This is a genomic window from Pseudomonas sp. SJZ080 (assembly GCF_007828295.1).
Classification (GTDB): Bacteria; Pseudomonadota; Gammaproteobacteria; order Pseudomonadales; family Pseudomonadaceae; genus Aquipseudomonas; species Aquipseudomonas migulae_A.
This window is the reverse complement of sequence record NZ_VIUK01000012.1, coordinates 71781-94484: the sequence shown is the minus strand read 5'-3', so window position 1 is coordinate 94484 and position 22704 is coordinate 71781. Positions and strand designations below refer to the sequence as shown.

Sequence of the window (22704 nt, the reverse complement as noted above, 5' to 3'; positions counted from 1 at the left end):
GCAGATTGCACGAAAACAAAAAACCGACAAAAAATTAACTTATTGATTTACAAGTACTTTTAAAAATATCGGTGCTGGCACAATCACTGCAACTACCTCTGCATGCTTGCCATTCAAGAGCTTACGGAGCTGATAGACATGAACCTGATACAAGAAAAATTTTCGTCCCTGTTCTCCAACTTCGAAGTCACCACCCAGCCTCGTCCGGACGGTGGCATTCTGCTGACCTTGCGCAGCACCGAAGGCAAAGTGTTCAAACGCTCGATTTCCTACCAGCAATTGCATGCCGGTGATCAGCTGTCGTGGGTGATCAGCGCCATCCGCCGTGACCTGGCTGAACAAGCCAGCGAACTGCCGCAGATTTCCATGCTGCAAAGCCAGCAGCGGTTTGCATTGCCGACTTATCATTCGGCATAAACCGTTTCAACGCCGCAAACAAACAGGCCGTGAAAGCTCTCGCTTCACGGCCTGAGTTGTTTTGACGGAACGCACATCGATGTAGGAGCCGGCTTGCTGGCGATGCGTCTATGAAACCGCCATCGCCAGCAAGCCGGCTCCTACAAGGGGTGTGTTTCGACAGTTAGAACGTTGAGGGATCGATCCGCGCAAAGCTGTCGACGGTCGCGTGCCCTGCCAACTCCCCGCCCTCTCTGGCCAGCCCACAGGTCGCCATACCCGCCGTGCGCGCCGCGTCCAGTTCCTCGACGATATCGGACAGAAACAGAATCTGCGCCGCTTCAAGGCCAATCGCCTGGGTAATGCGCTGGTAAGACTGCGCCTCACGCTTGGGGCCCGACGTGGTGTCGAAATAGCCACTGAACAGCGGCGACAAATCCCCCGCCTCCGAGCAGCCGAAAATCAGTTTCTGCGCCTGGATCGAACCGGAGGAATAAACAAACAGTTTGAACCCCTCCTGATGCCAGCGCTTCAATGCTTCGACGGCGTCCGGGTACACGTGACCTTTCAACTGCCCGGCCTGATAGCCCTGCGCCCATACCATGCCTTGCAAGGCCTTGAGCGGCGTGGCTTTGCGGTCTTCGGCGATCCAGCCCAGGAGGATCTCGATAACACGCTCGAAGTCCGCGCCCGGCTCATTGTTGTCCCGGCGAACGGCGGCCAGTTGCTCGGCGACATCGGTGCGCGTGGCGTGCTGGCGAACGAAGTCCGGCAGGTGTTTCGCGGCGTACGGAAACAGCACGTCGAATACAAAACTCACCGCGCTGGTGGTGCCTTCGATGTCGGTGAGAATCGCTTTGATCGGCATCGGCTCAGTCCTCCAGACGCGGGAAACGGCTGGCGATGTCTTCGCCGGTAAAATTCGCCACCCAGCCTTCAGGATTGTTGAACAGACGAATGGCGACGAAATGCGGATGCTCGCCCATGTCGAACCAATGCGGCGTGCCGGCCGGCACGGAGATGAGGTCGTTCTTCTCGCACAGCACGGCGTACACGTAATCGTCGATGTGCAGGGTGAACAAGCCACGACCGGCGACGAAAAACCGTACTTCGTCTTCGCCATGACGGTGTTCATCGAGGAACTTGGCGCGCAATTCGGCTTTTTGCGGATGGTCGCTGTTCAGGCTGATCACATCGACGGTGATGTAGCCCCGTTCGGTCATGAGTTTGTCGATTTGCTCCTGATACGCGGCGATCACCTCTTCCTGGCTGGCGCCCGGCAGGATTTTCGCGGCCGCTTGCCAACGGTCGAAGCGCACGCCCTGCTCGGCCAGGGTCGAGGCGATGTCTTCGAAATGGGTCAGCACCTTGTTCGGAATGTCAGGGCTTGAGACGTGGTAGACGGACAGGCTGCTCATCAGGGCAACTCCTTAACGGTTCAAGAGTGAGCGCGTCTTCAACTCGCACTCGAACAAAAATTCAAAGGCCTCGATCTGCCGCAGCGCATCGCTCATGCGCGCACCCCAGGTATAGAGGCCATGACCGCGGATCAGATAGCCGACGCAATCGGGATGGACTTCCAGCCAAGGCTGCACCTTGGCGGCGAGTCGTGCAATGTCCTGATCGTTGTCGAAAATCGGCACACGCACCCGGGATTCATGGGTGGAGACACCGCTGAAGGCTTTTTGCAGTTCGTAGTCTTCGAACTCGATGAAATCTTCAGGCGTCAGGCGCGACAGCACCGTGGCGTTCACCGAATGAGTGTGCAGCACCGCGCCGATTTCCGGGCGCCAGCTGTAGAGCTGGGTGTGCAGCAAGGTTTCGGCGGACGGTTTCTTGCCCGGCTCCAGGCTGTTGCCCGACAGATCCGTGGCCAGCACATCATCAAGGCCCAACTGGCCTTTGTGCTTGCCGGACACGGTCAGCAAGGCTTCGGTCGGCGACAGCCGGGTCGAATAGTTGCTGCTGGTGGCGGGCGACCAACCGCGGCCATACAGAAAACGCCCGGCGTCGATGATTTCCTGGGCGAGGTGTTCACGGGTAAGGCTCATGGCCTGTCCTCTTGCATACGTGTGGCAATGATAACGGCAGCGGCGAAGGCTGCGAGACTGGCAATACTAAAGGTGAACGTGGCCCCAAGGGCATTCCAGCTGTAGCCGGAGTACAACGCGCCCAGTGCGCCGCCGGTGCCGGCCAGCGCGGCATACAACGCCTGGCCCTGCCCTTGCTGGCGCGCACCGAAGCTACGTTGCACGAACTGGATGGCAGCCGCGTGAAAGCTGCCGAACGTCGCCGCGTGCAGCACCTGGGCAAACAGCAGCACCCAGACAAATTCGGCAAACGAACCCAGCAACAACCAGCGCAGCGCCGCCAGCAGGAAACTCGCCAGCAATACGCGGCGTACGGAGAAGCGCGCAAGAATCTTGCTCATGGCCAGAAACATCAAGACTTCGGCGACCACGCCGAGCGCCCAGAGCATGCCGATCAAGCCACGGCTGTAACCCAATCGCTCGAGGTGCAAGGTCAGAAAGGTGTAATACGGGCCGTGGCTCATCTGCATCAGCGCCACGCAACCATAGAACGCCAACACCCCGGGATTGCGCAATTGCTTGAGAAAGCCGTCACCGGCAATCCGTTCGCCCTGAACCGGCTGGGCATTTGGCACCCACAGGCTGCTGACCACGATCCCGGCCATGATCAGCACCAGCGCCACCGGGTAAATGTCGAGGCTGAGCCATTCGAACAACCGCCCCAGCGCCACCACGGTGATGATGAAACCGATGGAGCCCCACAAACGAATCTGACTGTAGCGCTGCGTCTGGCCCTTCAAATGCGCGAGCGTGATGACTTCGAACTGCGGCAACACCGCGTGCCAGAAAAACGCATGCAACGCCATGACCATCGCCAGCCAGGCGTAGGACTTGCTGACGAAAATCAGCGAAAACGTCAGCAACGTGCAGACCGCGCCGAAACGCACGATGGCCAGGCGTCGGCCGGTGTAGTCACCGAGCCAGCCCCAGATGTTCGGCGCGACACAACGCATCAGCATCGGGATCGCCACCAGCTCGCCGATGCGCGCACTGGAAAAACCCAGGTGATCGAAGTACAGCGCCAGAAACGGCGCTGTCGAACCGAGCAAGGCGAAATAGAACAGATAGAAACTGGAGAGCCGCCAGTATGGGAGCGCCGCCACGGTCATCAGGCCGCAGCGACTGAGAGGTCAGCCATTAAAGCTGACCCAGCACCGGCGTGCTCACGCGCACATCGGCATTCTGCCCACGGTGACGCAGCAGGTGATCCATCAGCACGATGGCCATCATCGCTTCGGCAATCGGCGTGGCGCGGATGCCGACACATGGATCGTGGCGGCCCTTGGTGATCACATCCACCGGGTTGCCATGGATATCGATGGAACGGCCCGGCGTGGTGATGCTCGATGTCGGCTTCAACGCCAGATGCGCAACGATCGGTTGACCGGATGAGATCCCGCCCAAAATGCCACCCGCGTTGTTGCTGAGAAAACCTTCCGGGGTCATTTCATCGCGATGTTCGGTGCCGCGCTGGGAAACACTGGCGAAACCGGCGCCGATTTCCACCCCCTTGACCGCGTTGATGCTCATCAGCGCATGGGCCAGTTCGGCGTCGAGGCGGTCGAAGATCGGCTCGCCGAGTCCTGGCATCACGCCTTCGGCGACCACGGTGATCTTTGCGCCGACCGAATCCTGGTCGCGGCGCAGCTGGTCCATATAGGCTTCCAGTTCTGGCACCTTGTCCGGATCAGGGCTGAAAAACGCGTTCTCTTCCACCGAATCCCAGGTCTTGAACGGGATTTCGATCGGGCCGAGCTGGCTCATGTAACCGCGAATGACGATGCCTTGGGTGGCCAGGTATTTCTTGGCAATCGCGCCGGCCGCCACGCGCATGGCGGTTTCCCGCGCCGAACTGCGACCGCCGCCGCGATAATCGCGTTCGCCGTACTTGTGGTGATAGGTATAGTCGGCGTGGGCCGGGCGGAACAGATCCTTGATCGCCGAATAGTCCTTGGACTTCTGGTCGGTGTTGCGGATCAACAGGCCGATCGAGCAACCAGTGGTGCGGCCTTCGAAAATGCCGGAGAGGATTTCGACCTCGTCCGCTTCCTGGCGCTGGGTGGTGTGGCGGCTGGTGCCGGGCTTGCGGCGGTCGAGGTCGCGCTGCAAATCCTCCAGGGAAATCTCCAGACCCGGCGGGCAGCCGTCGACAATGGCGACCAACGCCGGACCATGGCTTTCGCCTGCGGTGGTGACAGTGAACAGCTTGCCGTAGGTATTGCCGGACATGCAGGACGCTCCGTGAAATGAACCTGAATACGTAATGCGCGCCAGTATACGCAGGCTACCCAAGTAGTTCATCCTCGAACCTTATGGGTGCCCGCGAGTCGAACCGGCACCTTTGTGAATGATGGCGTGATGATGCTGCGAGTTTTAGCCTTGAGCCTTACCTTGTTTACCGGTTTTGTACAGGCCACCGTCCTGCAACGGCCGATCACCCTGGATACCGGCACCGGAGAGCTTTTCGGCTCGTTGTTGCTGCCAAAATCCGACAAACCCGTGCCGGTTGTCCTGATCATTTCCGGCTCCGGCCCTACGGATCGTGACGGCAATAACCCTGACGGCGGGCGCAACGACAGCCTCAAGCGCCTCGCCTGGGTGCTGGCCAAACACAACATCGCCAGCGTGCGTTATGACAAGCGCGGCGTGGCGGCGAGCCTTGCGGCGACCCCGGACGAACGCAATCTGTCGGTGGAGGCCTATGTGGCCGACGCCGAAGCCTGGGGCCGGAAGCTCAAAGCCGATCCGCGTTTCGGCCAACTGATTCTGCTGGGCCACAGCGAAGGCGCACTGATCGCCAGCCTCGCCGCGCCGAGCGTCGATGCCACGGCAGTGATTTCCATGTCCGGCAGCGCCCGCCCCATCGATCAAGTGTTGCGCCAACAGCTGAGCAATCGCCTGCCGCCACCGCTGATGTTGCGCAGCAACGAGCTGCTCGACAGCCTCAAGGCCGGGAAAACCGACGACAACGTGCCGCCGCAGTTGCAGGTGATCTTCCGCCCGAGCGTGCAGCCGTACCTGATTTCGCTGTTCCGCCAGGACCCGGCAGCGGCATTCGCCCAATTGAAGATGCCGGCGTTGATCATTCAGGGCAGCAACGACATTCAGGTCGGGGTCGATGACGCCAGGCTGCTCAAGGCCGCCAAACCCGACGCCGAACTGGCGTTGATCGACGGCATGAACCACGTCATGCGCATCGTGCCCAACGACGTCAAACGGCAATTGGCCTCCTATAAAGATCCGCAATTGCCGCTGGCGGCTGAGCTCGGCACTCGAATCCTCGGGTTTATTGACGGACTTCGCTCCAGTTAAGCTCTGTAGGGGGCGTTCTCAACTAGTTTTCACGCGAAAACTAGTTGAGAACGCCCCCTGGCCCTCCAGTCCTGAAAAAAACGGCCGATAAGCCTTTGTCGCCAGCACCAAGACTGGCGACAAGCTGAGCTTGGACAGGATCTCGCCGTTATGACTGATACCCCGACTTCACCCGACACCACCGCTGAAAAAGACGCACCGCCAGCGGTTGAGCTGCCGTGGGCGGACGTCCACGTCGAGCACCACAAGATGCTCCGTCTGGCGCCGTTGCAGACCGATCGCAACACCGGCGGGCGACCATTGCGCTTTGTTGAATTCGGCTATGCCGAACGCAACGACAAGCAGCGCAGCCTGTTGCGCATGACCATTTCGCTGCCCGGCCAGCGGGTGCGCAAGGAACAGAATCACCTCGACGTGTGGGTCGATCACGCCACCAAACGCGTGCATTTCGGGCCGGACAGCGGTTTGCAGATCGAACCGATGAACCGTGGCATCGGGCGCTATATGGCAGCCCAGGGCATTAGCTGGGCTAAAAAGCGCTGGCCTGGCTACACCGTCGACGGCACGGACCTGAACAATAAGGATGCGCTGAACGAAGACACGCGCCTGCGCCGCGATCGTTTTCTGAAAGCGCATGGTTTTGAGGTGGCGTATGCCGATGCCCAGCATTTGAAGGGCAGCGTCAAAGAGGTGCAGGTCGGCGACCTGCTGGCCGACTGGAACAGCGAGAAACTGCAACAGGTTGAAATTCTCGAAGCGGCGCAGATGCTCCAGCAGGCCGAGCAGAATCTGGCCGAGCAGGAAGTAAAACTGAAGAAGCACGAGGAAAAGGTCAGCAAGTACAAACGTGAAGACGCGGGGCTGCGTTTCACCATTACGTGCCTGGTGGCGTTTGCGGTGTTTCAGGCGGGGCTGTTGATCTGGATTGCAACGCACCGTTGAAGGCTTGAGACCGCGGCGCGACCATTCGCGAGCAAGCCCGCTCCCACAGGGGATGTGTGAACAACGCAAATCCTGTGTGGAAGCGGGCTTACTCGCGAAGCTTTAGACGATTAAACGCGGGACGCGAACAACGCCTGATGCTCCCGGCACTGCTGCGCCGTCAACATGAACACGCCATGCCCGCCGCGCTCGAAATCGAGCCAGGCGAAATCGACTTCCGGGTACAACGCGTCAACGTGAACCTGGCTGTTGCCCACTTCGACAATCAACAAGCCCTTCTCGGTCAGATGATCCGCCGCTTCGGCCAGCATGCGGCGCACCAGGTTCAAGCCATCGTCGCCACAGGCCAGGCCCAACTCGGGTTCGTGCTGGTACTCCTGCGGCATGTCGGCGAAATCTTCCGCATCGACGTAAGGCGGGTTCGACACGATCAGGTCGAAACGCTGCCCTGGCAAACCGTCGAAACCATCGCCCTGAACCGTGTACACACGCTCATCGACGCCATGACGCTCGATATTCTTGTTGGCCACTTCCAGCGCTTCGAACGACAGGTCGGCCAGCACCACTTCGGCGTTCTGGAACTCATAGGCACAGGCAATACCAATGCAGCCGGAGCCGGTGCACAGGTCGAGAATGCGCGCCGGTTCGGCGCCGAGCCACGGTTCGAAACGCTTTTCGATCAGCTCGCCAATCGGTGAACGCGGGATCAACACACGCTCGTCGACAATGAACGACATGCCGCAGAACCAGGCCTCGCCCAGCAAGTAAGCGGTCGGGATGCGTTCTTCGATACGGCGCTTGAGCATGCGCTGCAGTTTGACGACCTCGTCCTCTTCGAGGTTGCAGTCGAGGTAACTGTCAGCAATTTCCCACGGCAGGTGCAGCGCGCCCAACACCAGTTGACGGGCTTCGTCCCAGGCGTTGTCGGTCCCATGGCCGAAAAACAGATCCTCCCCATGGAAGTGGCTGACGGCCCAACGGATATGGTCGCGCAGGGTACGAAGTCGGGAAGTGATCACGGGGGCAAACTCCAGAAAAAACGACTGGCGATTCTACCAGCCAAAACGCGTGACGACGACGCAGGAAAAACACCGGCCCAAATGTAGGCCCCTTCCTTTTTTTGCGCTGGCTATTGAACAAAACGAGTATCTTGACAACGCTGCGGGCCAGCAACGACGGCCTCTGCGATAGTAGCGATTCACAGAAGCGCTCAGCCAGAGGACAATGTCGCAAAAGCCCCACCCGAAGGAGCCCCAGAATGTCCGTTCCAAAAACGATGTTTCAACTCAGCGGCCGCGGTTATGCAGCAGCCAATCTGAGCCATGCGACCCTTGTCATCATCGATGCCCAGAAAGAATACCTCAGCGGCCCCCTGGCGCTGGTCGGCATGGATGCTGCTGTCGCGAACATCAAGCAACTGGTGAGCGCTGCCCGCGCAGCCGGTCGGCCCATCGTGCATGTGCGCCACCTCGGCACCGTCGGCGGGTTGTTCGACCCGCAAGGCGAACGCGGCGAGTTCATCCCGGGCCTGGAACCACAGGCCGACGAAACCATCATCGGCAAACTGCTGCCGAGTGCGTTCCACGGCACCGAACTGCTGGAGCGCCTGCAGAATCTCGGTTCGCTGGACCTGATCGTGTGCGGTTTCATGAGCCATTCCAGCGTCAGCACCACTGTACGCGCCGCGAAAAACCTGGGCTTTCGTTGCACCCTGGTTGAAGACGCCTGCGCAACGCGGGATTTGCCTTACAAGGGCGGTGTGTTAAGCGCAGACCACGTTCAACAGACCGAAATGGCGATCATGGCGGACAACTTCGCCACCCTCGCCCTGACCCACGATCTGATCTGATTGACGCTTGATGAGCGGTTCATGCCGCCGCTCATCCGCAAAAGCCTCTCATTAGCTGTAAATGTCATAGCCTCAGGAACATCCCGGTCAACTCCCGGTCGAAGGGCCGATACCCATTGAGGAAGGTCGGAATGAAGTTATCCGATGGTTTTGACGCACGCCGCTTGCGGCCCAAAGGCCAAAGCAACTGGCGTTTTCGATTCGGCGCAGCGTTCGCTGCCTTGCTGGCAACCTGCGGTGTGTTACTGGCCATGGCCGGCGCCGCCAGCCTGCTGGGTCGCCCGCCGGCACTCGGCGAACTGAACGCCAGCCCGCTGGGCTCGGCAATCATTCTGGCGGTTGGCCTGTTCCTGCTCTACCTGGGCGTTTGGCTGTGGCGGCGTTGCCGTCGCCGTGCACGCCAGTCGCGAGAGCTGAACATGTCCCCGCACTTGATGAAAAAACACGACTGAATTGACGGCCTGGCGTTTTAGCAGGCCCCAATTGTTATCGATCGTGTCTCGACTTGGGTAAACTGGCCGCCCTTCGCGGAGGCTGACATGCAAGACGACGATTTTTCCCTGTTCAAAAGCGCGATCCAAGGCGTCAAGCCGATCAAGCACGACCGCGCCGAAACCGGCAAACCCAAGGCTGACCGCGCGCAGATCGCCAAGCTGCGTCAAGCCGCCACCGTGCGCACCGATGCCACCACCGTCGACGGCCTGTCCGATCAGTTCGTGATCGACGTCGGCCCGGAAGACGAGTTGATGTGGGCGCGCGACGGCGTGCAGGAAAGCCAGATGCGCAAGCTCAAGATCGGACAGATTCCGTTCGAAGGCAGCCTCGACCTGCACGGCATGAGCGTGGAGAAAGCCCGGGAAACCCTCTGGGCGTTCCTGGCCGAAGCGACCAAATTCGAAATCCGCTGCGTGCGCGTCACCCACGGCAAAGCCGTGCGCCTGGACGGCAAGCGGCCAATGATCAAAAGCCATGTCAACACCTGGCTGCGCCAGCATTCACAGGTGCTTGGCTTCACCTCGTGCCAGGCCAGACACGGCGGCGCCGGAGCGGTTTATGTGATGCTCAAACGCACCATGATGGAAGGTCGCGACGAGTAAAGGCGTTGCGCCACGCTGATTTGGCTAAGGCTGACCACTCAGTACAGGCATCCCGGCTTGCAATGATATGGGAGCTCCCGTAATACTTCGCAGATGGAATTCAAAGACAGACTCAAAACAGCCCGCCAACACGCCAGGCTCAATCAGACCGAGCTTGCCGAGCGCGCAGGGCTGACGCAAACCTCAATCTCCGACCTCGAGCGCGGGAAATCGAAGGCAACAGCCTTTGTTGCCCAGATTGCTTCAGTGTGTGGCGTTTCACCGATGTGGCTGGCTGAAGGTGTCGGTGACATGCTTAAAGGGGTGTCCGATGCCGCTCCGTTGAATCGCCCCCCTCCTGGCATTTCAATGTCAGACATCGAGCCTTGGGACGACAGCACTCCCCTGGATGACGATGAGGTTTATGTCCCCTTCCTGCGTGAAGTTGAGCTGGCGGCTGGTTCAGGCCGTTTCGTGATCGCAGAGAACGACAGCGCCAGGCTGCGCTTCTTCAAGAAAGACCTGCGTCACAATAACGTGCAGTTCGACAACGCCAAGTGCGTGGTGGTGAGCGGGAACAGCATGCTCCCGGTTCTGCGCGACGGCGCCACCGTTGGGATGAACATCGGTAAGAACTCATTGGGCGACATCGTCGACGGCGACATGTATGCGATCAACCACAACGGCCAACTGCGCGTGAAACAAGTCTACCGACTGCCCACTGGCATCCGCCTGCGCAGCTTCAACCGTGACGAGCATCCGGACGAGGACTACACCTTCGCCGAGATCCAGGAACAGCAGATTGCGATCCTGGGCCATGTCTTTTGGTGGGCAATGTATTCGCGGTGAACTGAGTTGCGGTGATGCGTGACGTTCAGTGCCATGACGTTCAATACGGCAAATCGACGCCAACCCTAGAGTAGCCCGCCAAGCGCGGGCTTTTTTTGCACCTGAAATATAGGCACGGAATAAAATATGGGAATACCCGTTTACTTAAAATATGGGAGAGCCTATATTTGTTTTCAAGCCGACGGGAAATCGATCGGAAGCTGCCAACCATCACTTCTGCCCATTCACTGAGTGGGCAGTGGGATGTAGGCCTGCATCAAACGCAAGGCTCACCAGAGCAAAAAGCGACATCAATGGACTGAGGCAAAAACCATGACTGTAGACATCAGCAACTTCACCATCGCTACCCCGCTTCCAATCTCCGACACCAACCCGATTGCACTTGAGCTCATCGGCTGGCGCGCGCTGATCGAATGCCCCGACGTCATCTCGATGCTTGATGATGGTTCGCTGCAGATGACGGCGCCGACACTTGGAGCCTCCAGCAAGAGCACGCATCGAACTCGCTGTGAATGGAAGGAGCCAGGTTACTGGCTGTTCTCCAGCGCGGCGGACCACTGGAACCGCCAGGAAATGCGACTGACCAAAGTCAACTCGCTGCAGAAAGTCGTGATTGGCCAGATTCATGTGAAGGGTTCAGAACGACCTCCGGTAAAGGTGTTCTGGAACAAAGGAAAAATCACCATGGGGTTCCGATCAAGCTACCTCCAGGACGATCCGGTCAACTCGACGGTGTTGGAGAACGTACCGCTCGGGGCAGTTTTCAAAATCAACATTCACGCCAACTCGAGTGGCGCCGTCTCTGTATCGGCTAGCTGTAACGGCGTCAAATCCACTTCCGCGATCATGCGTCTGGACAACACCTGGGACACGAAAACACTCGCCTTTCATGGCGGCGTGTATAACCAGATCGATTACTCCGACACCACTGACCCGCTAGACGGTTCTGTCTGCATCATCAGCGATCTGTCGATCACCCACGCCTGATACCACCTGCTCGGCCTGATGAGCAAAACAGGTTCAGGGAATCATCACTGCTGCAGCCTGGCGACAGGCTGTAGCGGGATGCGGATAAAATCCGACAGGCCCGCTTGACCGACAAAACACATACGGAACGCAATGACCGATTTTGGGCTTCGCGCCCGCTGGCAATACAACTGCCGTCACACATACGCTACCATGTGCCTCATGTCGGGAATGAACCCTGCGTTTATTGCCACTCAGCTCGGTCTTGGCGTTCAGATATTGCTATCGACCTGCCCCCGATGGAGCAACTCCAGCAGCGATTGGAGTGAACCCGGGAAGCCTGAAAAGAGCTTGATTGGCACACAATTGGTACAGACAGAAACAGTACCCCTCCTCTGAAACCCTTATGGAATCAGCCTCTGTGACACTGGAACAGAATTACACCGCGATTCTCGGCCAACTGGGCGAGGACGTCTCCCGCGAGGGCCTGCTCGACACGCCCAAGCGTGCCGCCAAAGCCATGCAGTACCTCTGCCGCGGTTATGAACAGACACTCGAAGAAGTCACCAACGGTGCCTTGTTCAGCTCCGACAACAGCGAAATGGTGCTGGTGAAAGACATCGAGCTGTACTCGTTGTGCGAACACCACCTGCTGCCGTTCATCGGCAAGGCGCACGTTGCCTACATCCCGAGCGGCAAGGTGCTGGGGCTGTCGAAAGTCGCGCGGATCGTCGATATGTACGCTCGCCGCCTGCAGATCCAGGAAAACCTCAGCCGCCAGATCGCCGATGCGGTCCAGCAAGTCACCGGCGCCCTGGGCGTTGCGGTGGTGATCGAGGCCAAGCACATGTGCATGATGATGCGCGGTGTGGAGAAGCAGAACTCGTCGATGATCACCTCGGTGATGCTCGGTGAGTTCCGTGAAAACGCGGCCACTCGCAGCGAATTCCTCAGTCTGATCAAATAATTTGCAACACGAAGAAAACCGGCATTCATCGCCGGTTTTTTTTCGTCTGTGAAAAATCAGGTAAGCTGCGCGCCTTCTTTCGCCCCGTGAGGCTTATACCGTGTTCGTTAAAGCGCTTCGTGTCGGCCTTGGCCAACTGATCATCTTCATCGACTTCATCACCCGCCCCGGCAAGAAGCAGCGCCCCGCCGCCGCTCAGGCTCAGGTCGAAACGGCCGCCAAGGGCCTGACCCTGTATCAGTTCCACGCCTGCCCGTTTTGCGTGAAAACCCGCCGCACCTTGCGCCGGTTGAACGTGCCGGTGGCGCTGCGAGATGCGAAGAACAACGAGCAGGATCGCCAGACGCTGCTGGAACATGGTGGCAAGATCAAGGTGCCGTGCCTGCGCATTGAAGAAAACGGGCAGACCACCTGGATGTATGAGTCCAAGGTGATTATTGATTATCTGGATAAGCGGTTTGCGGCAGCCTGAGGTTTTGGCGGTGTCCTGAAGGACGCCATCGCCAGCAAGCCCGCTCCTACAAATAGGCGGCGCACACTGGATTCGTGAGCGCCACACCCCTTGTAGGAGCCGGCTTGCTGGCGATGAAGCCCGCTCGAACACCACAAAACCCAGACCAAATAAACCGGCCCTCGAGCCGGTTTATTTGTTTCTACCCTCCCCTCAAGCCGCTTTCGCCGCCTGCGCCTGACGCACCACCGCCGCCAATCGCTTCAACCCTTCATCCAGCCGCGCCGGATCGATATGGCTGAAGTTCAGTCGCAAATGCCCCGGATGGCTATCCGGTTCAGGGAAAAACGGCTCACCCGGCATGAACGCCACATCCGCCGCCAGCGCCGCCTTGAGCAATGCCCGCGTATCCAGCGGTTGCTTCAATGTCAGCCAGAAAAACAGCCCGCCCTGCGGTATGTTCCAGTCGGCCAGATCAGAGAAATGGGTTTCCAGCGCCGACTGAAATGCGTCCCGCCGAACCCGGTAGAAGTCCCGCAGTTCACTCAGGTGATGCTGGAATTTCTCTGTGCCGATCCATTGCAACGCCTGCCACTGGCCGACGCGATTGGTGTGCAGGTCGGCGGATTGCTTGAGCTTCAGCAAGTGCGGGAACAGGTCCGGACTCGCAATCAGGTAACCGACGCGCAACCCCGGCAACAGAGTTTTCGACACGGTGCCGGTGTAAATCCAGCTGGCTTTTTTTAAGCGACTGACAATCGGCGTCGCACTGCCACCGTCGAAAGTCAGCTCGCGGTACGGCTCGTCTTCAATCAGCGTGACGCCGAACTCATCCAGCAAGGCTGCCACAGCGTCGCGCTTGGCTTCGCTGTAGCGCACGGCCGACGGGTTCTGGAAGGTCGGGATCAGGTAGATGAACGCCGGGCGGTGTTTTTCCAGACGTGCCCGCAGTTGCGTCAGGTTCGGACCATCGGCCTCCAGCGGGACGGTAATGCAGTCGGCACCGAACAGTTGAAAGATCTGCAATGCGGCCAGGTAAGTCGGTGCTTCAAGCAGGATTTCGGTGCCTTTGTCGATGTAGAGCTTCGCTGCCAGATCGAGAGTTTGCTGGGAACCGCTGACCACCAACACTTGGCTCGCCTCACATGGCACGCCCAATGCTCGCGCCTGCGCCGCCAACGCTTCACGCAGCGCCGGCTCGCCTTCGCTCATACCGTATTGGCCCATGGACAGCGGCATGTCGGCCCATTCGACTTTCGGCAACATGGCTTCGGCGGGCAGGCCGCCGGCGAACGACATCACTTCCGGTCGTTGGGCCGCTGCAAGGATTTCACGGATCAGAGAACTTTTAAGGCGCGAGACACGTTCGGAAAAAGCCATAGGGGTCACCTGTAGCGAGGCCTGAGGAAAATGAGTCAAACTGGTTGACCGAAATTACGACAACCCGAACGGATACGTCAACATGCTTGACCTTAAAAATCCCGCCTCCCAACAGCAGGCCATGGAAGCGTTTTTCTTCGGCTACCAGGCATTCACCGCCAAGGCCGACGAAATGCTCGAGCGACGCGGCTTGAGCCGGGTGCATCAACGCATTGTGTTTTTCATCGCCCGTTACCCACACCTGAGCGTCAAGGAATTGCTGGCGTTGCTGGGTGTGAGCAAGCAGGCGTTGAACATTCCGCTGCGCCAGTTGGTGGAAATGCATCTGGTGGACAGCGTTGCGTCGGAGACTGACAAGCGTAAACGGCTGCTGGAACTGACCGCGGAGGGTGCACGGTTCGAACAGTCGTTACGGCGTGAGCAGGTGAAATTGCTGGAGCGGGTGTTTGCCGAGGCTGGGGAGACGGCGGTGGATGGGTGGTTGGCGGTAAATAAAGCGTTGGGGCAATCCCAGGCGCTCGTGGACTGAGTGTTCCGTCTGCCAAATCTTTATTAGCCGATCCGGCCCCTTCGCGAGCAAGCCCGCTCCCACGGGTGACCGTATTCTCCTGAGAGAACTCGGTCACCCGTGGGAGCGGGCTTGCTCGCGAAGGCGTCTTCACAGGCGATATATCTCTATTGCCAAACTTTTCGTCTACAAAACCAAAAACATTATTTGCATTATTTGTATACAAAAGCATAATCCACTGCGTGCGAGTTCCTGACCAATAGGTCAACAAATTCGCGAATGCCTCAAAGGGCCGCTGCCACCCTCATGGGTCCGGCCCTGGAAATAACAATAAAACTCTTGAGGAGTACTCGCTGTGGAAAGCCGCAAATCCGAAGCCCCGACGCTGGAACTCTCGCCGCCGTTACGCAATGGCTGGCTGGAGCGCATCTTCAAACTCAGCTTGCATGGCACCACGGTGAAGACCGAGCTGATTGCCGGTCTGACAACCTTTATCACCATGGCTTACATCATCTTCGTCAACCCTAACATCATGGCTGACGCCGGGATCGATCACGGGGCCGCGTTCGTCGCCACTTGCATCGCCGCCGCGCTGGGCTGCCTGTTGATGGGTCTGTACGCCAACTGGCCAGTCGGCCTCGCGCCGGGCATGGGCCTGAACGCTTTCTTTACCTACACCGTGGTCGGCACCATGGGCTACAACTGGGAAACCGCCCTTGGCGCGGTGTTTGTTTCCGGCGTGTTGTTCATGATTCTGACCTTTTCCAAGATCCGCGAATGGCTGCTCAACAGCATTCCGGTGAGCCTGCGCTTTGCGATGGGCGCGGGGGTCGGTCTGTTTCTCGGGCTGATCGGCTTGAAAACCGCTGGTATCGTCGTCGATAGCCCGGCCACCCTGATCAAGCTGGGTTCGTTGCGCGAACCTGGCCCACTGCTGGCCGCCATCTGCTTCCTGATGATCGCCGTACTCAGCTATCACAAGGTTTTCGGTGCGATCCTCATCAGCATTATCACTGTGACGCTGGCTGGCTGGGGCCTGGGCCTGGTGCATTACGAAGGGATCATGTCGGCACCGCCGAGCCTGGCACCGACCTGGATGGCCATGAACGTCGCCGGCGTGTTCAACATCAGCATGATCAGCGTGGTGCTGGCCTTCCTCTTCGTGCACATGTTCGACACCGCCGGCACCCTGATGGGCGTTGCCCAGCGCGCCAATCTGGTGAACGCGGACGGGCGGATCGAAAACCTTTCTCGTGCCATGAAAGCCGATAGCGCCTCCAGCGTATTCGGAGCCGTGGTGGGTGTTCCTCCGGTAACAAGCTATGTGGAAAGTGCCGCGGGCGTCGCCGCGGGTGGTCGGACTGGTCTTACCGCAGTGACCGTAGGTGTGCTATTTATTGCAGCCATGTTTTTCGCACCGCTCGCTGGCATGATCCCTGCCTATGCCACCGCCGGCGCGCTGATATATGTAGCAATGCTGATGATGGGCGGCATGGCGCACATCGAATGGGACGAAGCGACCGACAGCATTCCGGCGATCGTCACCGCGATCATGATGCCGCTGACCTTCTCGGTCGCCGATGGTATCGCGCTGGGCTTCATCACCTACGTGGCGCTGAAGGCCGGCACCGGCAAGTACAAGGAAATTTCCGTCAGTCTGTGGGTGCTTTGCGCGATCTTCATCGCGAAGTTCATTTTCTTGTAAGCGGTACACAGTTCAAAACAGCCTCACCCCGTCGGGTGAGGCTTTTGTGCAAATGGAGGAAAGTGATGAGTCTGGAAACCTGGCTGCTGTTCAGCGGCGCTGCGCTGGTGGTGATCCTGATCCCGGGGCCCTTGTCTTTGCTGATGATCAGCAACAGTCTGAATTACGGTTTGCGTCGTTCGTACCCGGCGTTTCTGGGAGGCGTGTTTGCTTCGATCTGCTTGCTCAGCGCATCGGCCCTGGGTCTGGGTGCGTTGTTGCTGGCGTCGGAACAACTGTTCAGCGTGCTGAAAATCGTCGGTGCGTTGTACCTGTTCTACCTCGCCTGGCAGAGCTGGCAGCAATCGCGGCTGCCCTCGGTCGGCGCCGAAGTGCCTCAGGCAGCCCCGGCCCCCCGCTTTCGTGCCCTGTTCGGACGCGCCTTTGTACTGGGTGCGAGCAATCCGAAAGACATCCTGTTCTTTGCCGCGTTCCTGCCGCAGTTCTTGAGTGCGGGGCAACCGTTCCTGCCGCAGTTGCTGGTGATGATCGCGACGTGGACCGTGCTGGATCTGCTGTGCAAATTGGCTTACGGGCTGGGTGCGCATGGGGCGGCGCGGTATTTGCGTAGTGGCAAGGGGCAGAGTTGGTTCAACCGGGTGAGTGCCGGGTTGTTCAGTGGTGCAGGCGCTGCATCTCTGTTGAGCCGCTAAGAGCAAAAGATCGCAGCCTTCGGCAGCTCCTACATTTGGAATGCGTTCCCCTGTAGGAGCTGCCGAAGGCTGCGATCTTTTGACTTTCGACGGGCAAAAAAAAGCCCGCAGTGTGAGCGGGCGAAAGACCAAAGAAGCTATATGCGCAGTCGCTTCTCGGAGGAGGCAGCTGCTTGGGGGATCAGCTGCCGCGGTACGTGGAATAGCTGTAGGGCGAAATCAGCAGCGGCACGTGATAGTGATCCTGTTCCGCAGAGATGCCGAAACGCAGCACCACCACATCCAGGAACGCAGGCTCCGGCAGTTGAACGCCCCGGGCGCGGTAGTAATCACCCGCATGGAACTGGACCTGATAGACCCCGGTACGGTAGTCATCGCCCTGCAGCAGCGGTGCATCGACACGGCCGTCGTTGTTGGTGATGGCACTGGCGACCAATTCCAGTTGCGAACCTTCAACGCGGTACAGCTCGACCTTGATCGAACTGCCCGGGCAACCGTGTGCAGCGTCCAAAACGTGTGTAGTCAAACGTCCCATTGATTCTGCGCGCCTGCCTGCGTGGAGCAGTCAGACCTCGCGCCTCCTGAAGTCAGTTGAAAAGGAGACCGCACCGATTCGGAGCACGAAAAGCTGCGGCGAGCGACTGATTAAGACACTTCTCAAAAAAATTGTACACAATAAAAACGACATTTTTAGCACCACCGCCGCCATTCGTGATTTGCCAACGAATCCGTCGGTAAACCATACGATCTCTGGACCTTCCATCCATTAGCTGACCAATCAGGCAGGTTTCTTGCAATACCATGTGAAGATGACAGCTGATGAAAAATGCGAAAATTCAGGCTTACAAAGTGGATATAAAGTTGTATACAATCAGTCCATCACTGTGACGCCAGCCTGACTTCCCACTTGCAGGCACGCCACACAAACTGTCAACGAACAAGAAGGAAGACTGCAGTGAGCGCTGACTACCCACGCGACCTGATCGGTTACGGCAGTAACCCTCCTCACCCACACTGGCCGGGCAACGCTCGCATCGCCCTGTCCTTCGTGCTCAATTACGAAGAAGGCGGCGAACGCAACATCCTGCACGGCGATAAAGAATCCGAAGCCTTCCTCTCTGAAATGGTCTCGGCGCAGCCGCTGCAAGGCGAGCGCAACATGAGCATGGAATCCCTTTACGAGTATGGCAGCCGCGCCGGCGTCTGGCGGGTTCTGAAACTGTTCAAGGAATCCGACATTCCGCTGACCATCTTCGCCGTGGCCATGGCCGCCCAGCGTCACCCGGACGTGATCCGCGCGATGGTCGATGCTGGCCACGAAATCTGCAGCCACGGCTACCGCTGGATCGACTACCAGTACATGGACGAAGCCCAGGAACGCGAGCACATGCTCGAAGCGATCCGCGTGCTCACCGAAATCACCGGCGAACGCCCGCTGGGCTGGTACACCGGCCGCACCGGTCCGAACACCCGTCGCCTGGTGATGGAAGAAGGCGGTTTCCTCTACGACAGCGACACCTACGACGACGACCTGCCCTATTGGGAACCGAACAATCCGACCGGCAAGCCGCACCTGGTGATCCCGTACACACTGGACACCAACGACATGCGCTTCACCCAGGTCCAGGGGTTCAACAAGGGGGACGATTTCTTCGAATACCTCAAAGATGCGTTCGACGTGCTGTACGCCGAAGGCGCCGAAGCTCCGAAGATGCTTTCGATCGGCCTGCACTGCCGCCTGATCGGCCGTCCGGCGCGCCTGGCCTCGCTCAAGCGCTTTATCGAATACGCTAAAAGTCATGAACAGGTGTGGTTCAGCCGCCGTGTCGACATCGCTCGCCACTGGCACGAAACCCACCCGTACCAAGGGGCTGCAAAATGAGCCACTTCCAGACACTGAAGCCCTCGACCCTGAGCCGCGACGCGTTTGTCGCCGCCTTCGCCGACATCTACGAACATTCGCCATGGGTGGCCGAAAAGGCCTTCGACCTGGGCCTGGACGCGTCGATCGACGAGATCGAAACCCTGCACCAGCGCATGAGCGACATCCTGTTGAGTGCTGATCACGAAAGCCAACTGGCCCTGATCAACGCTCACCCGGACCTGGCCGGCAAAGCCGCCGTCCAGGGCCAACTGACCGAAGCCAGCACCCATGAACAGGCTGGCGCCGGTATTCACCAATGCACGGCCGAAGAGTTTTCTCGCTTCACCGAGCTGAACGACGCCTACAAAACCAAGTTCAAGTTTCCCTTCATCATGGCGGTAAAAGGCAGCAACCGGCATCAGATCCTCGCGGCGTTCGAAACGCGCATTCACAACCCGGCAGACACCGAATTCAAATGCGCGCTGGCGGAGATCAACAAGATCGCCCTGTTCCGTTTACTGACCCTATAGCGAGCCTTGCCCGAGTGTTCTTAAACGCGAATAGCACCCAGGGCACTGCAAGCATCCCAAGCCAACTTATTAAAGGCAGACAAGAAGAATGAAAGCTTACGCTGTACCTTTCGAGAAGTTCGTCAACCTGGCCGACGCCCGCCTGGGCACCAAAATCATCTCGGTCACCGATGACTGGTTCGCAGACGCCAACCGTCTGTTCCAACCGACCCCGGCCGTGTGGAAGGAGGGCGTGTTCGATGACAACGGCAAGTGGATGGACGGCTGGGAGTCGCGCCGCAAGCGCTTCGAAGGCTACGACAGCGCGGTGATCCGCCTGGGCGTACCGGGCTCGATCAAAGGCGTGGACATCGACACTTCATTCTTCACCGGCAACTTCCCGCCGTCGGCTTCGCTGGAAGCCTGCTTCATCGCTTCGGGCGAGCCGGACGACAACACCCAGTGGACTGAAGTGCTGTCGGCCGTCGAGCTGCAAGGCAACAGCCACCACTATCACGAAATCAATAACGACCAGGCCTTCAGCCACCTGCGCTTCAACATCTACCCGGATGGTGGCGTGGCCCGTCTGCGTGTGTACGGCATTCCGTTCCGCGACTGGTCCGCTGTCGGCGACAACGAGCAAGTCGACCTGGCGGCAGCCCTGAACGGTGGCCGCGCCCTCGCCTGCTCCGACGAACACTTCGGCCGCATGAGCAACATCCTCAACCCGGGACGTGGCATCAACATGGGCGACGGCTGGGAAACCGCACGTCGTCGTACACCGGGCAATGACTGGGTCATCGTTGCGCTGGGTCATGCCGGCGAAATCGAGAAAGTCATCGTCGACACGCTGCACTTCAAGGGCAACTACCCGGACACCTGCTCGATTCAGGGCGCGTTCGTGAAGGGCGGCACCGACAGCCAGATCGAAACCCAATCGCTGTTCTGGCGTGAACTGCTGCCGGCGCAGAAACTGGAAATGCACGCCGAACACACCTTCGCCGAGCAGATCAAGGCACTGGGCCCGATCACCCACATCCGCCTGAACGTGTTCCCGGATGGTGGTGTGAGCCGCTTGCGCGTCCTTGGCAAGGTCGCTAAATAAGCGCTGAGGCCATTCGCGAGCAAGCCCGCTCCCACATTTGAAATGCATTCCCCTGTGGGAGCGGGCTTGCTCGCGAAGGCGTCAGATCAAACAACACAAATTTTGGATAAGAAGACCAGCATGCGCACACTGACGATTGAACCGCTGACCAAAGAAGCCTTCGCCCCATTCGGTGACGTGATCGAAACCGACGGCAGCGATCACTTCATGATCAACAACGGTTCGACCATGCGCTTTCACAAACTGGCGACGGTGGAAACCGCCACGCCAGAGGACAAGGCGATCATCAGCATCTTCCGCGCCGACGCGCAGGACATGCCGCTGACCGTCTGCATGCTGGAGCGTCACCCGCTGGGCAGCCAGGCTTTCATTCCGCTGCTCGGCAACCCCTTTCTGATCGTGGTCGCGCCACTTGGCGATGAACCTGTATCAGGCTTGGTCCGCGCCTTCGTCACCAACGGCAGGCAGGGCATTAATTACCATCGCGGCGTCTGGCACCACCCGGTGCTGACGATCGAAAAGCGGGATGACTTCCTGGTGGTTGATCGCAGTGGCACAGGCAATAACTGCGATGAGCATTTTTTCAAAGAGGATGAGCGTTTGATCCTTGCCCCCCACCAATAAGAGAAGGTCCGATCACTCGACAACAGAGTGACGGGCGAGAGGTAAAGACTGTGGAAGCACATCTGTTGGAATGGCTGAACCTGAGCGTGCGCTGGGTTCACATGATTACTGGCGTGGCCTGGATCGGTGCGTCGTTCTACTTCGTCTGGCTGGAGAACAACCTCAATCGGGTCAACCCGAAAAGCGGTCTGGCCGGTGATTTGTGGGCGATCCACGGCGGCGGCATCTACCACCTGGAAAAATACAAACTGGCCCCACCGACCATGCCGGACAACCTGCACTGGTTCAAATGGGAAGCCTACTTCACCTGGCTGTCGGGGATCGCGCTGCTGTGCGTGGTGTTCTACTCCAACCCGACGCTATACCTCCTGGCACCAGGCAGCAGCCTGACCGGCCCTGAAGGTGTTGCCCTGGGCATCGCTTCGTTGTTCGTCGGCTGGTTCGTCTACTCCTTCCTCTGCGACTCGGCGCTGGGCAAACGCCCTGCCCTGCTCGGCTTCATCCTGTTCGTGCTGATCATTGGCGCCGCCTACGGCTTCAGCAAAGTGTTCAGCGGTCGTGGTGCGTACCTGCACGTCGGCGCGATCATCGGCACCATCATGGTCGGCAACGTGTTCCGCATCATCATGCCGGCGCAGCGTGCACTGGTGGCGGCGATCGCCGAGAACCGCACGCCGGATCCGGCGCTGCCGGCCAAAGGCTTGCTGCGTTCACGTCACAACAACTACTTCACCTTGCCGGTGCTGTTCATCATGATCAGCAACCACTTCCCGAGCACCTACGGCAGCCAGTACAACTGGCTCATCCTGGCCGGGATCGCGGTGCTGGCGGTGTTGGTGCGGCACTATTTCAACACCCGTCATGACAGCCACAAGTTCGCCTGGACCTTGCCTGTCGCGGCTGTTGGCATGATCTGCCTGGCTTACGTGACCGGCCCGGCACAAATGCCGAGCGCACCTGAAGTGGCCAAGGCCCCTGGCACCATCGAGTACCAGCCGCTGCCGGAAACTGCCCTGGGTGGCGGTGCCAAACCTGCCGCCGCGAAACCTGCTGAAGCACCGGCACAGGCGTCAAACGCCGGGCCGAGTTTCGACAAAGTGCACAGCGTGATCCAGGAACGCTGCTCGGTTTGTCATTCGGCCAAACCCACCAGCCCGCTGTTCAGCGCGGCACCGGCCGGGGTGATGTTCGACACGCCCGAGCAGATCCGCCAGAACGCGGCGCGCATCCAGGCTCAAGCCGTCACCAGCCAGATCATGCCACTGGGCAACATCACCCAGATGACTCAGCAGGAACGTGACCTGATCGGCGCGTGGATTGTTCAGGGAGCTCCGACCAACTAATCGTTGAAAAGCATCGCCAGCAAGCCGGCTCCTACGGATCAGTGTCGTTCACAAATGATGCGACCGACCCAAAACC

Annotated in this window: 25 protein-coding genes and 1 pseudogene; 18 read left to right on the top strand and 8 right to left on the bottom strand. The window is 59.0% G+C overall.

Going from position 1 to position 22704, the window contains the following annotated elements; genetic code table 11:
- Positions 1–138 precede the first annotated feature (138 nt).
- Complete coding sequence (locus FBY04_RS17215) at positions 139–417, top strand: DUF3509 domain-containing protein (RefSeq protein ID WP_017339634.1); 279 nt, start codon at positions 139–141, stop codon at positions 415–417.
- Positions 418–580: 163 nt separating this feature from the next.
- Here the strand turns inward: FBY04_RS17215 and mtnC are convergent, their stop codons facing one another.
- Genes mtnC through aroC form a run of 5 tightly spaced genes read right to left on the bottom strand, consistent with a single transcriptional unit; the run spans position 581 to position 4715 of the window.
- Entirely contained in the window at positions 581–1264 is a 684-nt protein-coding gene (gene mtnC, locus FBY04_RS17210; protein ID WP_145315869.1) for an acireductone synthase, read from the bottom strand.
- A gap of 4 nt (positions 1265–1268) precedes the next feature.
- Positions 1269–1814 carry an acireductone dioxygenase gene (locus FBY04_RS17205; RefSeq protein WP_145315867.1) on the bottom strand — a complete coding sequence of 182 codons (546 nt, stop codon included), beginning with the start codon at positions 1812–1814 and terminating at the stop codon, positions 1269–1271.
- A gap of 12 nt (positions 1815–1826) precedes the next feature.
- Positions 1827–2447: a methylthioribulose 1-phosphate dehydratase gene (locus tag FBY04_RS17200; protein ID WP_145315865.1), complete on the bottom strand. Its 621-nt coding sequence runs from the start codon at positions 2445–2447 to the stop codon at positions 1827–1829.
- Positions 2444–3595: an MFS transporter gene (locus tag FBY04_RS17195; protein ID WP_167362932.1), complete on the bottom strand. Its 1152-nt coding sequence runs from the start codon at positions 3593–3595 to the stop codon at positions 2444–2446. Before FBY04_RS17195 ends, FBY04_RS17200 begins: the two co-directional genes overlap by 4 nt.
- A gap of 28 nt (positions 3596–3623) precedes the next feature.
- A complete protein-coding gene (gene aroC / locus FBY04_RS17190) occupies positions 3624–4715 on the bottom strand; it encodes a chorismate synthase (protein WP_145315863.1) in 1092 nt (363 codons plus the stop codon).
- Positions 4716–4798: 83 nt separating this feature from the next.
- Between aroC and FBY04_RS17185 the strand changes: the two are divergent.
- Both FBY04_RS17185 and FBY04_RS17180 read left to right on the top strand, forming a co-directional pair.
- A pseudogene (locus FBY04_RS17185) lies at positions 4799–5798 on the top strand (alpha/beta hydrolase).
- Between the two features lie 150 nt (positions 5799–5948).
- Positions 5949–6740, top strand: coding sequence for a hypothetical protein (locus FBY04_RS17180; RefSeq protein ID WP_084323852.1), 792 nt, complete (start codon positions 5949–5951; stop codon positions 6738–6740).
- Between the two features lie 110 nt (positions 6741–6850).
- Here the strand turns inward: FBY04_RS17180 and prmB are convergent, their stop codons facing one another.
- Positions 6851–7759, bottom strand: a complete 909-nt coding sequence (gene prmB, locus FBY04_RS17175) for a 50S ribosomal protein L3 N(5)-glutamine methyltransferase (RefSeq protein ID WP_084323851.1) — start codon at positions 7757–7759, stop codon at positions 6851–6853.
- Between the two features lie 239 nt (positions 7760–7998).
- Between prmB and FBY04_RS17170 the strand changes: the two genes are divergently transcribed.
- The 7 genes from FBY04_RS17170 to FBY04_RS17135 all read left to right on the top strand — a co-directional run bounded on the left by FBY04_RS17170 (position 7999) and on the right by FBY04_RS17135 (position 12919).
- Positions 7999–8589 (top strand): cysteine hydrolase family protein, encoded by a 591-nt coding sequence (locus tag FBY04_RS17170; protein ID WP_084323850.1) that lies wholly within the window; start codon positions 7999–8001, stop codon positions 8587–8589.
- A 131-nt stretch (positions 8590–8720) separates the two neighbouring features.
- Positions 8721–9041: a hypothetical protein gene (locus tag FBY04_RS17165; RefSeq protein WP_017339763.1), complete on the top strand. Its 321-nt coding sequence runs from the start codon at positions 8721–8723 to the stop codon at positions 9039–9041.
- Between the two features lie 87 nt (positions 9042–9128).
- The gene (locus tag FBY04_RS17160) at positions 9129–9686 is read left to right on the top strand and encodes a Smr/MutS family protein (RefSeq protein WP_017339764.1); all 558 of its coding nucleotides are present in this window, start codon (positions 9129–9131) and stop codon (positions 9684–9686) included.
- Between the two features lie 93 nt (positions 9687–9779).
- The gene (locus FBY04_RS17155) at positions 9780–10514 is read left to right on the top strand and encodes a helix-turn-helix transcriptional regulator (protein WP_084323849.1); all 735 of its coding nucleotides are present in this window, start codon (positions 9780–9782) and stop codon (positions 10512–10514) included.
- A gap of 312 nt (positions 10515–10826) precedes the next feature.
- Positions 10827–11501: a polysaccharide lyase family 7 protein gene (locus FBY04_RS17150; protein ID WP_145315861.1), complete on the top strand. Its 675-nt coding sequence runs from the start codon at positions 10827–10829 to the stop codon at positions 11499–11501.
- Between the two features lie 400 nt (positions 11502–11901).
- Positions 11902–12447, top strand: a complete 546-nt coding sequence (gene folE, locus FBY04_RS17140) for a GTP cyclohydrolase I FolE (protein WP_010456659.1) — start codon at positions 11902–11904, stop codon at positions 12445–12447.
- A 100-nt stretch (positions 12448–12547) separates the two neighbouring features.
- Complete coding sequence (locus FBY04_RS17135) at positions 12548–12919, top strand: glutathione S-transferase N-terminal domain-containing protein (RefSeq protein WP_090473934.1); 372 nt, start codon at positions 12548–12550, stop codon at positions 12917–12919.
- A 192-nt stretch (positions 12920–13111) separates the two neighbouring features.
- Here the strand turns inward: FBY04_RS17135 and FBY04_RS17130 are convergent, their stop codons facing one another.
- Positions 13112–14278 carry a PLP-dependent aminotransferase family protein gene (locus tag FBY04_RS17130; protein WP_084319960.1) on the bottom strand — a complete coding sequence of 389 codons (1167 nt, stop codon included), beginning with the start codon at positions 14276–14278 and terminating at the stop codon, positions 13112–13114.
- An 82-nt stretch (positions 14279–14360) separates the two neighbouring features.
- Between FBY04_RS17130 and FBY04_RS17125 the strand changes: the two genes are divergently transcribed.
- From FBY04_RS17125 to FBY04_RS17115, 3 genes are all read left to right on the top strand, one after another.
- The gene (locus FBY04_RS17125) at positions 14361–14807 is read left to right on the top strand and encodes a MarR family winged helix-turn-helix transcriptional regulator (protein ID WP_084319958.1); all 447 of its coding nucleotides are present in this window, start codon (positions 14361–14363) and stop codon (positions 14805–14807) included.
- 334 nt (positions 14808–15141) lie between these two features.
- Positions 15142–16491 (top strand): NCS2 family permease, encoded by a 1350-nt coding sequence (locus FBY04_RS17120; protein WP_145315859.1) that lies wholly within the window; start codon positions 15142–15144, stop codon positions 16489–16491.
- Between the two features lie 65 nt (positions 16492–16556).
- Positions 16557–17183, top strand: a complete 627-nt coding sequence (locus FBY04_RS17115; RefSeq protein WP_084319957.1) for a LysE family translocator — start codon at positions 16557–16559, stop codon at positions 17181–17183.
- Between the two features lie 181 nt (positions 17184–17364).
- Here the strand turns inward: FBY04_RS17115 and uraH are convergent, their stop codons facing one another.
- Positions 17365–17718 carry a hydroxyisourate hydrolase gene (uraH, locus tag FBY04_RS17110; RefSeq protein WP_084319956.1) on the bottom strand — a complete coding sequence of 118 codons (354 nt, stop codon included), beginning with the start codon at positions 17716–17718 and terminating at the stop codon, positions 17365–17367.
- 420 nt (positions 17719–18138) lie between these two features.
- Here uraH and puuE point away from each other — a divergent pair, with 420 nt between their 5' ends.
- From puuE to FBY04_RS17080, 5 genes are all read left to right on the top strand, one after another.
- Complete coding sequence (gene puuE, locus FBY04_RS17100) at positions 18139–19065, top strand: allantoinase PuuE (protein ID WP_084319954.1); 927 nt, start codon at positions 18139–18141, stop codon at positions 19063–19065.
- Positions 19062–19577, top strand: coding sequence for a 2-oxo-4-hydroxy-4-carboxy-5-ureidoimidazoline decarboxylase (gene uraD, locus FBY04_RS17095; protein ID WP_084319952.1), 516 nt, complete (start codon positions 19062–19064; stop codon positions 19575–19577). Before puuE ends, uraD begins: the two co-directional genes overlap by 4 nt.
- An 88-nt stretch (positions 19578–19665) precedes the next feature.
- Entirely contained in the window at positions 19666–20661 is a 996-nt protein-coding gene (gene alc, locus FBY04_RS17090) for an allantoicase (RefSeq protein WP_145315857.1), read from the top strand.
- Between the two features lie 120 nt (positions 20662–20781).
- Positions 20782–21285 carry an ureidoglycolate lyase gene (locus FBY04_RS17085; protein ID WP_007898831.1) on the top strand — a complete coding sequence of 168 codons (504 nt, stop codon included), beginning with the start codon at positions 20782–20784 and terminating at the stop codon, positions 21283–21285.
- A 50-nt stretch (positions 21286–21335) separates the two neighbouring features.
- Positions 21336–22628, top strand: coding sequence for a urate hydroxylase PuuD (locus FBY04_RS17080; RefSeq protein WP_084319948.1), 1293 nt, complete (start codon positions 21336–21338; stop codon positions 22626–22628).
- The last annotated feature ends 76 nt before the right edge of the window (positions 22629–22704 follow it).

Bases quoted from the DNA above. Each gene is read 5' to 3' on its own strand.
- FBY04_RS17215 (WP_017339634.1), top strand. From the start codon at position 139: ATGAACCTGATACAAGAAAAATTTTCGTCCCTGTTCTCCAACTTCGAA.
- mtnC (WP_145315869.1), bottom strand. From the start codon at position 1,264: ATGCCGATCAAAGCGATTCTCACCGACATCGAAGGCACCACCAGCGCG.
- FBY04_RS17205 (WP_145315867.1), bottom strand. From the start codon at position 1,814: ATGAGCAGCCTGTCCGTCTACCACGTCTCAAGCCCTGACATTCCGAAC.
- FBY04_RS17200 (WP_145315865.1), bottom strand. From the start codon at position 2,447: ATGAGCCTTACCCGTGAACACCTCGCCCAGGAAATCATCGACGCCGGG.
- FBY04_RS17195 (WP_167362932.1), bottom strand. From the start codon at position 3,595: ATGACCGTGGCGGCGCTCCCATACTGGCGGCTCTCCAGTTTCTATCTG.
- aroC (WP_145315863.1), bottom strand. From the start codon at position 4,715: ATGTCCGGCAATACCTACGGCAAGCTGTTCACTGTCACCACCGCAGGC.
- FBY04_RS17180 (WP_084323852.1), top strand. From the start codon at position 5,949: ATGACTGATACCCCGACTTCACCCGACACCACCGCTGAAAAAGACGCA.
- FBY04_RS17170 (WP_084323850.1), top strand. From the start codon at position 7,999: ATGTCCGTTCCAAAAACGATGTTTCAACTCAGCGGCCGCGGTTATGCA.
- FBY04_RS17165 (WP_017339763.1), top strand. From the start codon at position 8,721: ATGAAGTTATCCGATGGTTTTGACGCACGCCGCTTGCGGCCCAAAGGC.
- FBY04_RS17160 (WP_017339764.1), top strand. From the start codon at position 9,129: ATGCAAGACGACGATTTTTCCCTGTTCAAAAGCGCGATCCAAGGCGTC.
- FBY04_RS17155 (WP_084323849.1), top strand. From the start codon at position 9,780: ATGGAATTCAAAGACAGACTCAAAACAGCCCGCCAACACGCCAGGCTC.
- FBY04_RS17150 (WP_145315861.1), top strand. From the start codon at position 10,827: ATGACTGTAGACATCAGCAACTTCACCATCGCTACCCCGCTTCCAATC.
- FBY04_RS17130 (WP_084319960.1), bottom strand. From the start codon at position 14,278: ATGGCTTTTTCCGAACGTGTCTCGCGCCTTAAAAGTTCTCTGATCCGT.
- FBY04_RS17125 (WP_084319958.1), top strand. From the start codon at position 14,361: ATGCTTGACCTTAAAAATCCCGCCTCCCAACAGCAGGCCATGGAAGCG.
- FBY04_RS17115 (WP_084319957.1), top strand. From the start codon at position 16,557: ATGAGTCTGGAAACCTGGCTGCTGTTCAGCGGCGCTGCGCTGGTGGTG.
- uraH (WP_084319956.1), bottom strand. From the start codon at position 17,718: ATGGGACGTTTGACTACACACGTTTTGGACGCTGCACACGGTTGCCCG.
- uraD (WP_084319952.1), top strand. From the start codon at position 19,062: ATGAGCCACTTCCAGACACTGAAGCCCTCGACCCTGAGCCGCGACGCG.
- alc (WP_145315857.1), top strand. From the start codon at position 19,666: ATGAAAGCTTACGCTGTACCTTTCGAGAAGTTCGTCAACCTGGCCGAC.
- FBY04_RS17085 (WP_007898831.1), top strand. From the start codon at position 20,782: ATGCGCACACTGACGATTGAACCGCTGACCAAAGAAGCCTTCGCCCCA.